This is a genomic window from Serratia sp. CY32780, from assembly GCF_052169135.1.
GTDB classification, from domain to species: domain Bacteria; phylum Pseudomonadota; class Gammaproteobacteria; order Enterobacterales; family Enterobacteriaceae; genus Serratia; species Serratia sarumanii.
Genome location: NZ_JBJNLI010000001.1, coordinates 434,560 through 447,215, shown reverse-complemented (window position 1 = coordinate 447,215; position 12,656 = coordinate 434,560). Strand labels below are relative to the sequence as shown.

The 12,656-nt window shown below is 61.5% G+C and carries 13 protein-coding genes and 1 riboswitch; of the genes, 4 read left to right on the top strand and 9 right to left on the bottom strand.

The window, feature by feature from the left end:
• From ACJ8HH_RS02230 to ACJ8HH_RS02220, 3 genes are read left to right on the top strand one after another with little or no spacing between them, the layout of a single operon-like run.
• Positions 1 to 1,737 carry an ATP-binding cassette domain-containing protein gene (locus tag ACJ8HH_RS02230; protein WP_041033963.1) on the top strand — a complete coding sequence of 579 codons (1,737 nt, stop codon included), beginning with the start codon at positions 1 to 3 and terminating at the stop codon, positions 1,735 to 1,737.
• The gene (locus tag ACJ8HH_RS02225) at positions 1,734 to 2,888 is read left to right on the top strand and encodes an ABC transporter permease (protein ID WP_041033962.1); all 1,155 of its coding nucleotides are present in this window, start codon (positions 1,734 to 1,736) and stop codon (positions 2,886 to 2,888) included. The genes ACJ8HH_RS02230 and ACJ8HH_RS02225 overlap by 4 nt, the downstream gene beginning before the upstream one ends.
• 11 nt (positions 2,889 to 2,899) lie before the next feature.
• Positions 2,900 to 4,006 carry an ABC transporter permease gene (locus ACJ8HH_RS02220; protein ID WP_060451383.1) on the top strand — a complete coding sequence of 369 codons (1,107 nt, stop codon included), beginning with the start codon at positions 2,900 to 2,902 and terminating at the stop codon, positions 4,004 to 4,006.
• 75 nt (positions 4,007 to 4,081) lie between these two features.
• Here ACJ8HH_RS02220 and ACJ8HH_RS02215 read toward each other — a convergent pair whose 3' ends face one another.
• From ACJ8HH_RS02215 to moaA, 6 genes are all read right to left on the bottom strand, one after another.
• Positions 4,082 to 4,792: a Bax inhibitor-1/YccA family protein gene (locus tag ACJ8HH_RS02215; protein WP_033637508.1), complete on the bottom strand. Its 711-nt coding sequence runs from the start codon at positions 4,790 to 4,792 to the stop codon at positions 4,082 to 4,084.
• Between the two features lie 130 nt (positions 4,793 to 4,922).
• Positions 4,923 to 5,390 carry a molybdopterin synthase catalytic subunit MoaE gene (moaE, locus tag ACJ8HH_RS02210; protein ID WP_060451382.1) on the bottom strand — a complete coding sequence of 156 codons (468 nt, stop codon included), beginning with the start codon at positions 5,388 to 5,390 and terminating at the stop codon, positions 4,923 to 4,925.
• Positions 5,391 to 5,392: 2 nt separating this feature from the next.
• On the bottom strand, positions 5,393 to 5,638 hold the full coding sequence (gene moaD / locus ACJ8HH_RS02205; protein WP_019453985.1) for a molybdopterin synthase sulfur carrier subunit: 246 nt from the start codon (positions 5,636 to 5,638) through the stop codon (positions 5,393 to 5,395).
• Complete coding sequence (gene moaC, locus ACJ8HH_RS02200; RefSeq protein ID WP_033637506.1) at positions 5,635 to 6,114, bottom strand: cyclic pyranopterin monophosphate synthase MoaC; 480 nt, start codon at positions 6,112 to 6,114, stop codon at positions 5,635 to 5,637. The genes moaD and moaC overlap by 4 nt, the downstream gene beginning before the upstream one ends.
• A 3-nt stretch (positions 6,115 to 6,117) precedes the next feature.
• A complete protein-coding gene (moaB, locus tag ACJ8HH_RS02195) occupies positions 6,118 to 6,633 on the bottom strand; it encodes a molybdenum cofactor biosynthesis protein B (RefSeq protein ID WP_033637505.1) in 516 nt (171 codons plus the stop codon).
• Positions 6,634 to 6,657: 24 nt separating this feature from the next.
• On the bottom strand, positions 6,658 to 7,644 hold the full coding sequence (gene moaA / locus ACJ8HH_RS02190) for a GTP 3',8-cyclase MoaA (RefSeq protein ID WP_016928681.1): 987 nt from the start codon (positions 7,642 to 7,644) through the stop codon (positions 6,658 to 6,660).
• Positions 7,631 to 7,775: riboswitch (molybdenum cofactor riboswitch) on the bottom strand. Its footprint overlaps the gene before it by 14 nt.
• A gap of 534 nt (positions 7,776 to 8,309) precedes the next feature.
• On the opposite strand from moaA, the gene yvcK reads away from it, so the two are divergent.
• Positions 8,310 to 9,227 (top strand): uridine diphosphate-N-acetylglucosamine-binding protein YvcK, encoded by a 918-nt coding sequence (yvcK, locus tag ACJ8HH_RS02185; protein WP_033637504.1) that lies wholly within the window; start codon positions 8,310 to 8,312, stop codon positions 9,225 to 9,227.
• A gap of 6 nt (positions 9,228 to 9,233) precedes the next feature.
• Here yvcK and ACJ8HH_RS02180 read toward each other — a convergent pair whose 3' ends face one another.
• The 3 genes from ACJ8HH_RS02180 to ACJ8HH_RS02170 all read right to left on the bottom strand — a co-directional run bounded on the left by ACJ8HH_RS02180 (position 9,234) and on the right by ACJ8HH_RS02170 (position 12,577).
• Positions 9,234 to 9,500: a VF530 family DNA-binding protein gene (locus tag ACJ8HH_RS02180; protein WP_004939783.1), complete on the bottom strand. Its 267-nt coding sequence runs from the start codon at positions 9,498 to 9,500 to the stop codon at positions 9,234 to 9,236.
• Between the two features lie 100 nt (positions 9,501 to 9,600).
• A complete protein-coding gene (uvrB, locus tag ACJ8HH_RS02175) occupies positions 9,601 to 11,613 on the bottom strand; it encodes an excinuclease ABC subunit UvrB (RefSeq protein WP_033647115.1) in 2,013 nt (670 codons plus the stop codon).
• A 784-nt stretch (positions 11,614 to 12,397) separates the two neighbouring features.
• Positions 12,398 to 12,577 carry a hypothetical protein gene (locus ACJ8HH_RS02170; protein ID WP_126171671.1) on the bottom strand — a complete coding sequence of 60 codons (180 nt, stop codon included), beginning with the start codon at positions 12,575 to 12,577 and terminating at the stop codon, positions 12,398 to 12,400.
• Between the last annotated feature and the right edge of the window lie 79 nt (positions 12,578 to 12,656).

Below are 12,656 nucleotides of genomic sequence, written 5' to 3'. Positions count from 1 at the left end.
ATGGAACAGGCGCACACCATTGAGCTGGAAGGGCTGGAGAAGCGCTTCCCGTCGCTTGAGAAACCGGCGGTCGCCAGCCTGACCACCACCCTGCGCAGCGGCGCGGTGATTGGGCTGGTCGGCCCGGACGGCGCCGGCAAAACCACCCTGCTGCGCATGCTGGCCGGGCTGCTGCAGCCCAGCAGCGGCAAACTGCGGGTCGCCGGGCTGGATCCGATCGCGCAGGATCGTCAACTGCACGCGATCCTCGGTTACATGCCGCAGAAGTTCGGGCTGTATGAGGATCTGACGGTGATGGAGAACCTGACGCTGTACGCCGATCTGCGCGGCGTCACCGGCGATCTTCGCCGCCAGACCTTCGAGCGGCTGTTGAAATTCACCGATCTGACACGCTTTACCGAGCGCCTGGCGGGCAAGCTGTCCGGCGGCATGAAGCAAAAGCTGGGCCTGGCCTGCACGCTGGTGGGCGAACCTCAGGTGCTGTTGCTGGATGAGCCGGGCGTCGGCGTCGATCCGATCTCGCGCCGCGAGCTGTGGCGCATGGTGCACGAGCTGGCCAACGACGGCATGCTGATTCTGTGGAGTACGTCTTATCTCGATGAGGCCGAACAGTGCCGCGAAGTGCTGCTGCTCAACGAGGGCGAGCTGCTGTTCACCGGCGCGCCGCAGGAGCTGACCCGCCGTATGGCCGGGCGCACGGTGTTGATCGCCGCGCCCCCCGGCAGCCATCGATCGCTGCTGCAGCGGGCGATCTGCCTGCCGGCGGTCACCGACGGGGTGATCCAGGGCAAGTATCTACGCCTGATCCTGAAGGAAGGCGAAGATCACCGGCAGCTGTTGCAAGCGCTGGATCTACCGGACGCCGAACTGGACGAAGCGGATCCGCGCTTCGAGGATGCGTTTATCGATCTGCTCGGCGGCGGCCCCAACCACCGCTCGGCGCTGGCGGAGATCATGCCGACCGTCAACGGTGAAAGCGGTGAAACGGTGATCGAAGCGGTGCAGCTGACCAAGAAATTCGGCGACTTCGCCGCTACCGATCACGTTGATTTCCAGGTGCGGCGCGGCGAAATTTTCGGCCTGCTCGGGCCGAACGGCGCCGGCAAGTCCACCACCTTCAAAATGATGTGCGGCCTGCTGATCCCTTCCAGCGGTAAGGCGCTGGTGCTGGGGATGGATCTCAAGACCAGCTCCGGCCAGGCGCGCCAACGCCTCGGCTACATGGCGCAAAAATTCTCGCTGTACGGCAACCTGACGGTGGCGCAGAACCTGAAGTTTTTCTCCGGCGTCTACGGCCTGAGCGGCAAGGCGCAGCGCGACAAAATCGACGAGATGTCCCGCGCCTTCAACTTCGCGCCGATCCTCGATCAGACGCCGGACGCGCTGCCGCTCGGCTTCAAACAGCGCCTGGCGCTGGCCTGCGCGCTGATGCACGAACCGGATATCCTGTTCCTCGACGAACCGACTTCCGGCGTCGATCCGCTGACGCGGCGCGAGTTCTGGTTGCACATCAACGGCATGGTCGACAAGGGCGTCACGGTGATGGTGACCACCCACTTTATGGACGAGGCGGAATACTGCGACCGCATCGGCCTGGTATACCGCGGCAAGATCATCGCCGCCGGCACGCCGGACGATCTCAAACAGCAGGTGGCGCGCGACGACAATCCCAACCCCTCGATGGAGCAGGCGTTTATCGAGCTGGTGCAGGGTTACGATGAGGAGGAATCACGGTGAGCGATAACCGCACCCCAATCGACGACGGCGGCTTCTCCTGGCGCCGGCTGCGCGCGCTGTGCCTGAAGGAAACGCGGCAGATACTGCGCGATCCCAGCAGTGGCCTGATCGCCTTCGTCATCCCGCTGATGCTGCTGTTTATCTTCGGCTACGGCATCAACCTGGACTCCAGCAAGCTGCATCTGGGCATTCTGATGGAGCAACAGAGCGAAGACGCGCGCGATCTGGCCCAGGCATTCGCCGGTTCCCCCTATATCGAACCGACCATCAGCGACAACCGCCAACAGCTGATCCAGCAGATGCAGGCCGGCACGATCCGCGGCCTGGTGGTGATCCCGGTGGACTTCGACCAGCGCATGGCGCGCCCGCACGACAGCGCCCCCATCCAGGTGATCACCGACGGCAGCGAGCCGAACACCGCCAACTTCGTGCAGGGTTATGCCCAGGGCGTATGGCAAGTTTGGCAGCAGCAGCGCGCCACCGATCGGGGCAACAGCGACAAACCGCTGATTGACGTACAGATGCGCTACTGGTTCAACCCGGCGGCCATCAGCCGGCACTACATCATTCCCGGCGCCATCACCATCATCATGACGGTGATCGGCGCCATCCTCACCTCGCTGGTGATCGCCCGCGAATGGGAGCGCGGCACCATGGAGGCCCTGCTGTCCACCCAGGTGACGCGCAGCGAGCTGCTGCTCTCCAAGCTGATCCCTTATTACTTCCTCGGCATGGCCGCCATGGCACTGTGCATGGCGGTGGCGGTGTGGGTGCTCGGCGTACCCTATCGCGGCTCGCTGCTGATCCTGCTGCTGATCAGCAGCCTGTTCCTCGCCAGCACCCTCGGCATGGGCCTGCTGATCTCCACCCTCACCCGCAATCAGTTCAATGCGGCGATGGTGGCGCTGAACGCCGCCTTCCTGCCGTCGATCATGCTGTCCGGCTTCATCTTCCAGATCGACAGCATGCCGGCCATCGTGCGCGCGGTGACCTACATCATTCCGGCGCGCTACTTCGTCAGCACGCTGCAAACGCTGTTCCTGGCGGGCAACGTCGGCACCGTGCTGCTGATCAATCTGCTGTTCCTGATCGCTTCCGCGGTGGTGTTCATCGGCCTGACGGCCTGGAAAACCCAGCGCCGGCTGGATTGAGGAGAAAAGCGATGTTTCATCGTCTGTTGACGCTCATCATCAAGGAAATGCAGGCGCTGCTGCGCGATCCGCAAACCCGCGCCATTTTAATCATGCCGGTGATCCTGCAGGTGCTGCTGTTCCCGTTCGCCGCGACGCTGGAAGTCACCAACGCCACCATCGCGGTCTACAGCGAGGACAGCGGCCAGGCCTCGGTAGAGCTGACCCAGCGCTTCGCCAAGGCCAAGGCCTTTCAACACGTGCTGCTGCTGCGCAGCCCGCAGGAGATAAGGACCACCATCGACAACCAGCGGGCGCTGCTGCTGATCCGCTTCCCGGCGCAGTTCTCGCGCGATATCGCCACCGGCAACACCGCGCCGCTGCAGCTGCTGCTCGACGGGCGCAACTCCAACAGCGCGCAGATCGCCGCCAACTACGTGCAGCAGATCGTGCAGGAATATCAGAACGAGCTGCTCGGCAACCGCGCTAAACCCAACAACAGCGAGCTGGTGGTGCGCAACTGGTATAACCCGAATCTGGACTACAAATGGTTCGTGGTGCCGTCGCTGATCGCCATGATCACCACCATCGGCGTGCTGATCGTCACCTCGCTGTCGGTGGCGCGCGAACGCGAACAGGGCACGCTGGAACAGCTGCTGGTCTCGCCGCTCACCACCTGGCAGATCTTTATCGGCAAGGCGGTGCCGGCGCTGATCGTCGCCAGCTTCCAGGCCAGCATCGTGCTGCTGATCGGCATCTTCCTGTATCAGATCCCGTTCGCCGGATCGCTGCTGCTGTTCTATGCCACCATGCTGATCTACGGGCTGTCGCTGGTCGGTTTCGGCCTGCTGATCTCGTCGCTGTGCGCCACTCAGCAGCAGGCGTTCATCGGCGTGTTCGTGTTCATGATGCCGGCGATCCTGCTCTCGGGTTACGTCTCGCCGGTAGAGAATATGCCGGTGTGGCTGCAGGATCTGACCTGGGTTAACCCGATACGCCACTTCACCGACATCACCAAGCAGATCTACCTGAAGGACGCCAGTTTCAGCATCATCTGGCACAGCCTGTGGCCGCTGCTGGTGATCACCGCCACCACCGGCAGCGCCGCCTACGCGCTGTTCCGCCGCAAGATCGCATAAAAAAGGCTCTGCATGTCACATGCAGAGCCTGGTAAGTCCTGTGGATTTCAAGCTGCTGCTTGAAAGACCACGGATTTAGCGGCGGTTGCCGAAGATACGCAACAACATCAGGAACAGGTTGATGAAATCGAGATACAGCGTCAGCGCGCCGACGATGGCGTACTTGCGGAAGCTGTCTTTATCATCGGCGTTCAGCTGCTCGCCCATCGCCTTGAGTTTTTGCGTGTCGTACGCGGTCAGGCCGACGAACACCACCACCCCGATGTAGGTGATCGCCCACATCAGCGCGGTGCTTTTCAGCCAGATGTTCACCAGCGAGGCCAGCACGATGCCGATCAGCGCCATGAACAGCATGCTGCCGAAGCCGCTCAGATCTCGCTTGGTGGTGTAGCCATACAGGCTCATGGCGCCGAACATGCCGGCGGTGACCACGAAGGTGCTGGCGATCGAGCTGTAGGTGTAGGCAATGAAGATGCTCGACAACGTCAGCCCGGTCAGCGCCGAGTACAGCATGAACAGCGAAGTGGCCACCGCGCCGCTCAGGCGGTTGACCATGCCGGAGATCACGAACACCAGCGCCAGTTGAGCGATGATCAGGCCGAAGAAGGTGATCTGGCTGGAGAAGATGAAGTTGAGGATCGCGGGCGTGTTGGCCGCATACCAGGAAACGAACGCCGTCAGCAGCAGACCGCAGGTCATCCAGCCGTAAACCTGCGCCATGTAGGCCTGAATGCCGCTGTTGGCACGTTCGACGATTGAACCATTAGAGCGTGGATATCGGTCCATGACGGTTACCTTTTGCGTTGTAAACAAGATTCCGAAGCCCCGCGAACGGGGCTTCGCCTGCTATAAGCGTACCACAGAATATGCCGGGCGAAAGCGGCAAAGGTCTTGATTTGTTTCCGCTGTTGACGCGTTATTTAGCCGCGTCGTGCCAGCGCTGCGCGGCCTCGCGATCGCTGTCGCGAGCGTCCACCCAACGATCGCCCTGGCCGGTGGCTTCGCGCTTCCAGAACGGCGCGCGGGTCTTCAGGTAGTCCATGATGAACTCGCTGGCGGCGAACGCCATGCTGCGGTGCGCGCCGGTCACGCCGACGAACACGATCTCGTCGCCGGGATACAGCGCGCCGACGCGGTGGATCACCGTCACCCGCTGCAGCGGCCAACGGCTGCGCGCCTCGGCCACGATCTCCGCCAGCGCCTTCTCGGTCATGCCGGGATAGTGTTCCAGCGTCAGCGCGCTGACGTCGTCACCCAGATTATGGTTGCGCACCTTGCCGGTGAAGGTCACCACCGCGCCATCGGCGTCGCACTGCACCAGCCACTGGTACTCGTCGCCGACGTTGAACGGCGCTTCGCCCACGCGAATGCGGGTATTTTCCATGCTTACCCCCCGGTGACCGGCGGGAAGAAGGCCACTTCATCGCCGGCGCGCAGCGGATGGTCCGCCGCCACCAGCGACTGATTGACCGCCGCCAACAGCTTGCCGGACTCCAGCGCCAGCGCCCAGCGATCGCCGCGCGCGCACAGCGCCTGGCGCAACGCCTCGACGGTCGGGTAATCCGCCGGCATCGACAGGCCGCCGGTGCCCACCAGTTCGCGCACCTGCGCGAAGAAAAGAATATCGATCATACGTTCACCTTAAAATCGCCGGATTTGCCGCCGCTTTTCGCCAGCAGGCGCACCGGGCCGATCACCATGTCTTTCTGTACCGCTTTGCACATGTCATAAATGGTCAATGCCGCCACCGAGGCGGCGGTCAGCGCCTCCATCTCGACGCCGGTTTTGCCGGTCAGCCGGCAGCAGGTTTCGATGCGCACCCGGCTGTGCTGCGTTTGCGCCTCCAGCTGCACTTCGACCTTGCTCAGCATCAGCGGGTGGCACAGCGGGATCAGCTCCCAGGTGCGTTTGGCCGCCTGAATGCCGGCGATGCGCGCCGTGGCGAACACGTCGCCCTTGTGATGGCTGCCGTCGACGATCATCGCCAGCGTGGCGGGCAGCATCTCGACGAAGGCTTCGGCGCGCGCTTCACGCACCGTTTCGGCCTTGGCGGAAACGTCAACCATATGGGCTTCGCCGGCGGCGTTAATGTGGGTTAGCTGTGTCATGACTCAGGGCTTCTTCAAGTGGGGCTGGAAGTTGCACGGGCGATGGCGCGCGTCCAACTGCTCTTCGATAATCCGCTCCCAGGCGGTGCGGCAGGCGCGGGTGGAGCCCGGCATGGCGAAGATCACCGTGCGGTTGGCCAGGCCGGCCAGCGCGCGCGACTGGATCGTCGCGGTGCCGATCTCTTCGTACGACACCATGCGGAACAGTTCACCGAACCCTTCCACCTCTCTGTCGAACAGCGGCAGCAGCGCTTCCGGCGTGTTGTCGCGGGCGGTAAAACCGGTGCCGCCGGTGATCAGCACCGCCTGCACGTTGTCATCGGCGATCCAGGCGGAAACCCGCGCGCGGATCTGGTAAATGTCATCTTTGACGATGGCGCGATCCACCACCTGATGGCCGGCTTCCTGCGCCGCTTCCTGCAGATAGTGGCCGGAGGTGTCTTCCGCCGCGCCGCGGCTGTCGGAGACGGTCAGGATGGCGATATGCGCCGCAATAAACTCGCTGCTCGCATGGCTCATGGTTCAATAGGCTCCTATTGGCTGTCAGCCGCCGATAAACGACAGGTTCTGGGTGATCCCGCTGTTGCCCTGATGCAGGAAATGGGTCTGCTTCTTGCTCAGCAGCCCGCTCTGGATGCGCGCCTTCAGCGCGTCAAGCTGGCCGTCGTCCGCCAGCAGATCGCGCAGGGGCACTCCCTGCTCGCCGAACAGGCACAGGTGCAGATTGCCGATGGAAGAGACGCGCAGCCGGTTACAGCTGGCGCAAAAGTCTTTTTCATACGGCATGATAAGCCCCACCTCGCCCTGGTAGTCCGGGTGGCTGAACACCTGCGCCGGGCCGTCGCTGCGGCCGCGTGCCTGGCGCTGCCAGCCCTGCTGCTCCAACTGCAGGCGAATCACTTCGCCGGAAACGTGGTGTTTGCGAAACAGCTCGCCGCCCTCGCCGGTTTCCATCAGTTCGATAAAGCGCAGCTGGATCGGCCGGTCCTTGATCCAGGCGAGAAAGGCGCCGAGCTGCTGGTGGTTAACGTCGCGCATCAGCACCGCGTTGACCTTGACCTTGCTGAAACCGGCGCTGAAGGCGGCATCAATGCCGTCCATCACCTGGCGGAACTTGTCCTGACCGGTGATGGCGTGAAACTGGCGGGGATCCAGGCTGTCGATGCTGACGTTAATCGCCGTCAGACCAGCGTCACGCCAGGCGGCGACGTCGCGCGCCAGACGGTAGCCGTTGGTGGTGACCGCCAGGGTACGAATGGCCGGGTTTTCCCGCACGGCGGCGATGATCTCGGTAAAATCGCGGCGCAGCGAAGGCTCGCCGCCGGTCAGGCGCACCTTTTCGGTGCCCAGTTCGGCGAACGCGCGGCTGACGCGGCGGATTTCATCCAGCGACAGGAAGCTTTTCGGGCTGCCGCTCGGCTTGTAGCCGTCGGGCAGACAATAGGTGCAACGAAAGTTGCACACGTCGGTGATCGACAAGCGCAGGTAATAGAACTTGCGCTCATAAGCATCAATGAGTTGCGGCACCATAACACCTTTCCAAAGTCGGGAGATGCGAGCGTTTCCCCTCTGCACCCTGGTGGCTGACTTCGCCACGGCCCAGGCGCCATATCGTTCCGGATGAACAACGTAGGCGCAGGGGCTAGGAGTTTGATTTCTCTTCCCGCTACCTTGAGTAGCCGGAACGAAACCGTGGTTTTCAGCAGAATTCTAGCGCTAATCGGCAACGATAGCCAACGCGTAAATTCGCTATATAATTGTCTATACAGCGTTTTTAGACGCCGCGTATTCTGGTAAACCATGATAAACATCACTTGCGCGGACGAATTGACCGGAATCACGCAAATGACACTCTTTATGCCCTAAATAATTGGAGTTGCCTCCCGACGGCAAGAGCGGGACAAATCGGTCGGGAACCGATTTGAACAGCGTTTGCGCTGGCCCGAAGGGGGGGCCTCAGGACGAGGCCCATCAGTCCCCAGGAGCTTACTTAGGTAAGTGACTGGGGTGACAAATCTGCCGGGAGCAGATTTGAACGCTGCTTGCAGCGGCCCTGAAGGGGCGTGGCCCATGGACGGGCCACGTAACTAAATGCAGCCAACACAGAGGCAACTTCAAGGATGACGGGTATATCGCGTTTTTATGCCGGATCCGTTACCTTATGCGGGCAGTTCAGCCCCTTTGTAAGGAAATTTATGCGTAATCGTACCCTGGCCGATCTCGACCGCGTGGTGGCGTTAGGCGGCGGACACGGCCTGGGCCGTGTGATGTCGGCCCTGTCGTCCTTAGGCTCTCGCCTGACCGGCATCGTCACCACCACCGACAACGGCGGTTCCACCGGCCGCATCCGCCGTTCGGAAGGCGGCATTGCCTGGGGCGATACCCGTAACTGTCTCAACCAGCTGATCACCGAACCGAGCGTCGCCTCGGCGATGTTCGAATACCGCTTCAGCGGCAACGGCGAACTGGCCGGCCACAACCTCGGCAACCTGATGCTGAAAGCGCTGGATCACCTGAGCGTGCGCCCGCTGGAAGCGATCAACCTGGTGCGCAGCCTGCTGAAGGTAGACGCGGCGCTGATCCCGATGTCGGAGCAGCCGGTGGATTTGATGGCGCACGATCACGAAGGCAATCACGTTTACGGTGAAGTGAATGTCGATCAGCTGGCCCATATGCCGCAGGAGCTGATGCTGTCGCCGCCGGTCAGCGCCACGCGCGAAGCGCTGGACGCCATCGCGCAGGCCGACGTGATCCTGATCGGGCCGGGCAGTTTCCTCACCAGCCTGATGCCGCTGCTGCTGCTGGACGATCTCACCCAGGCGCTGCGCCGCAGCAGCGCCAGCATGATCTATATCGGCAACCTCGGCCGCGAGCTGAGCGTGGCCGCCGCGGCGCTGTCGCTACAGGATAAGCTGACGCTGATGGAAGAGAAGATTGGCCGCCGGATGATCGATGCGCTGATCGTCGGCCCGGCGGTAGACGCCAGTGAAGTGCAGGATCGGGTGGTGATTCAACAGCCGCTGGAAGCGAGCGACATCCCCTACAGACACGATCGCCAGCTGCTGCGCCAGGCGCTGGATCGGGCGCTGGTGGCGCTGGCCGCCCGCCGCTGACCGAATTTAACCGTCTCGCCCGCGCAGCCAGGGATTATCGCTGGCTGGGGCGGGATGGCTGACCATATCGATATACAGATCTTCCACCTCTTTGCGCGCCCAGGGCGTGCGACGCAAAAACTTCAGGCTGGACTTGATGCTCGGATCGCTGCGGAAGCAGTTGATGCGAATGCGTGCGCCCAGCTCGGACCAACCGTAGTGATCCACCAGCTTATTCAGCAGTTGCTCCAGCGTCACGCCGTGCAGCGGGTCTTTGGACTGGTGTTGGCTCATGTTCGGTACTCTTCGTGGTCAAATCGGGCCGCACACCTTAACAGCTTTGACGCGGCCGACAAGGAATTTCGACGCCCGCCGCGCGGGCGCCATCCAACGGTCAGGAAATCGCAATAAACTGCTCGCGCAGCTGGTGGATCTGGTCGCGCAGCGCAGCCGCCTGCTCGAACTCCAGGTTTTGCGCGTGGGTGTACATCTGCGCTTCCAGATCGCGGATTTTCTGATCCAGCGCTTTCGGCGTAAGGTTCTGCAGCGAAGCGCCGCCGTCCGCCGCCTTGCCCTTGCCTTTGCTCTTGGCGCGGTTGACCGGCTGGCCGATCTGCAGAATGTCGCCGATCTTCTTGTTCAGCCCCTGCGGCACGATGCCGTTGGCTTCGTTGTAGGCCTGCTGCTTGGCGCGGCGCCGCTCGGTTTCACCGATCGCCTTGGCCATCGAATCGGTGATGCGATCGCCATACAGGATCGCCTTGCCGTTCAGGTTACGCGCCGCGCGTCCGATGGTCTGGATCAGCGAACGCTCGGAACGCAGGAAACCTTCCTTGTCGGCGTCCAGAATCGCCACCAGCGACACCTCAGGCATGTCGAGCCCCTCACGCAGCAGGTTGATGCCCACCAGCACGTCGAACTCGCCCAGACGCAGGTCACGGATGATTTCGACCCGTTCCACGGTATCGATGTCCGAGTGCAGGTACCGCACGCGCTCGCCATGCTCTTCCAGGTACTCGGTCAGGTCTTCCGCCATGCGTTTGGTCAGGGTGGTCACCAGCACGCGCTCGTTGATCGCCGCTCGCTTGCGGATCTCGGAGAGCAGATCGTCCACCTGGGTGGCGACCGGCCGCACCTCCACGATCGGATCCAGCAGCCCGGTCGGCCGCACCACCTGATCGATCAGATCGCCGCCGGATTTCTCCAGCTCGTATTTGCCCGGCGTCGCGGAGACATAGATGGTCTGCGGCGCCAGCGCCTCGAACTCCTCGAAGCGCAGCGGGCGGTTGTCCAGCGCCGACGGCAGGCGGAAGCCGTACTCCACCAGCGTTTCCTTGCGCGCGCGGTCGCCCTTGAACATCGCGCCGATCTGCGGAATGGTGACGTGGGATTCGTCGACCACCAGCAGGCCGTCCGCCGGCAGGTAGTCGAACAGCGTCGGCGGCGGCTCGCCCTCGGCGCGCCCGGACAGGTAGCGCGAGTAGTTTTCGATGCCCGAGCAGTAGCCCAGCTCGTTCATCATCTCCAGATCGAACTGGGTGCGCTGCGTCAGGCGCTGCTCTTCCAGCAGCTTGTTGTTGGCCAGCAGCACCTTGCGGCGGTCCGCCAGATCGACCTTGATCTCTTCCATCGCCTGCATGATCCGCTCACGCGGCGTCACGTAGTGCGATTTCGGGTAGATGGTAAAGCGCGGCACCACTTGCTCGATCTGCCCGGTCAGCGGATCGAACAGTGACAGCCGCTCCACTTCTTCGTCGAACAGCTCGACGCGCAGCGCCAGCTCGTCCGACTCCGCCGGGTAAATGTCGATCACCTCGCCGCGCACGCGGAAGGTAGCGCGCTGAAAGGCCTGATCGTTGCGGGAATATTGCAGCTCCGCCAGCCGGCGCAAAATGGATCGCTGATCGATGATCATCCCCTGGGTCAGGTGCAGCATCATCTTCAGGTAAAGATCCGGATCGCCCAGGCCGTAGATCGCCGACACCGACGCCACCACCACCACGTCGCGCCGCTCCAGCAGCGCCTTGGTGGCGGAAAGGCGCATCTGCTCGATGTGCTCGTTCACCGAAGCGTCTTTTTCAATGAAGGTATCGGAGCTGGGCACGTAGGCTTCCGGCTGGTAGTAGTCGTAGTAGGAGACGAAGTATTCCACCGCATTCTCCGGGAAAAACTCTTTCATCTCGCCGTACAGCTGCGCCGCCAGCGTCTTGTTCGGCGCCAGCACCATGGTCGGCCGATTCAGATCGGCTATCACGTTGGCGATGGTGAATGTCTTGCCCGAACCGGTGACACCCAGCAACGTCTGGTGCGCCAGGCCGTCTTCCAGCCCCTCTTCCAGCTTGCGGATGGCTTCCGGCTGATCGCCGGCCGGTTTGAACTCTGAATGCAGTTTGAAAAGTTTACTCATTGCTCGGCTACCCTGTGGAGATGCGCGCGCTCAGGCGGCCAGCCGACTCTGCGCCGGGCATGGCCCCTAATTATGGAAAGTGTCGGCGATTTGCGCCAGTGCCCATGATACTGGATATAAAACCAGCTTCAAGCGGATTTGTCGCTGCGCCCGATGCCGCGGCAACGCCGTTGCACCGTGGCGTTACAGTCCGGTGACATTTTTATTGTCAATAACAGATTTATCCCCAGAACTTGCCGCGAATTAACTTATTGATAGCACCGCGTCGAAAAATCATACATAGAGACCTGATCAATACCCTCGCGTCTTGATTTTAATTAAATTATTGATAATTAATTACTTTAATAAAAAGACGAGAATGCGGGCAAAGCGAACAGAACCCGCGTCCGCTCTCGCTTTACAGCGTTTTTCTAAATCTAATACACAAGGTTATCCACAGGAATAGTGGATAACTCTCACCGCCCCGCCCGGGGCGGGAGTTACAGAAAGAAAGCTTTTCGCCCTTTACACTGGCCAAAATGCCTTTTTTAGTTATTTTTTCATAAAAATATCGCTTTGTTTATGCCGATTAATACTAAAAATCCCCATTGCCAAAATCGCATTGGCTCCTTTCACGTGGATCGCTCTTGACGGCGGCGCAATGCCTTGCACCATGCCCACACCGAACAGCACCACAAGAGTGCAAAAAACGTCCGGGTTAACTTGCCCGCGTATTTTCAGGCCGTCACGGCAGCGCGCGTCAGGCCTGACGTGCGGTTAACAAGGCGATAACAATCCCCCGTTTTCACCCGGCGGCAAAAATTGGCCTGGGAGTTGCTTTATCTTCCTGCGTATAAATGCGGTGCGGCAGCATGATGCGCTGCCGGCCGCAGAGTTTCACCGCCGCGGCGTTATCGCCCGTAAAAACGCAAGAACGACACCAAGTCGTCACAAGCGTCGTTTTTAACGACATATTGACTGTCATTCCGTCCACCGCAGACCTGGCTCTGGCTCCTCGGACGGACGGCATTTTGTTCCAGACATTGCCACACTCGGGAAATTCG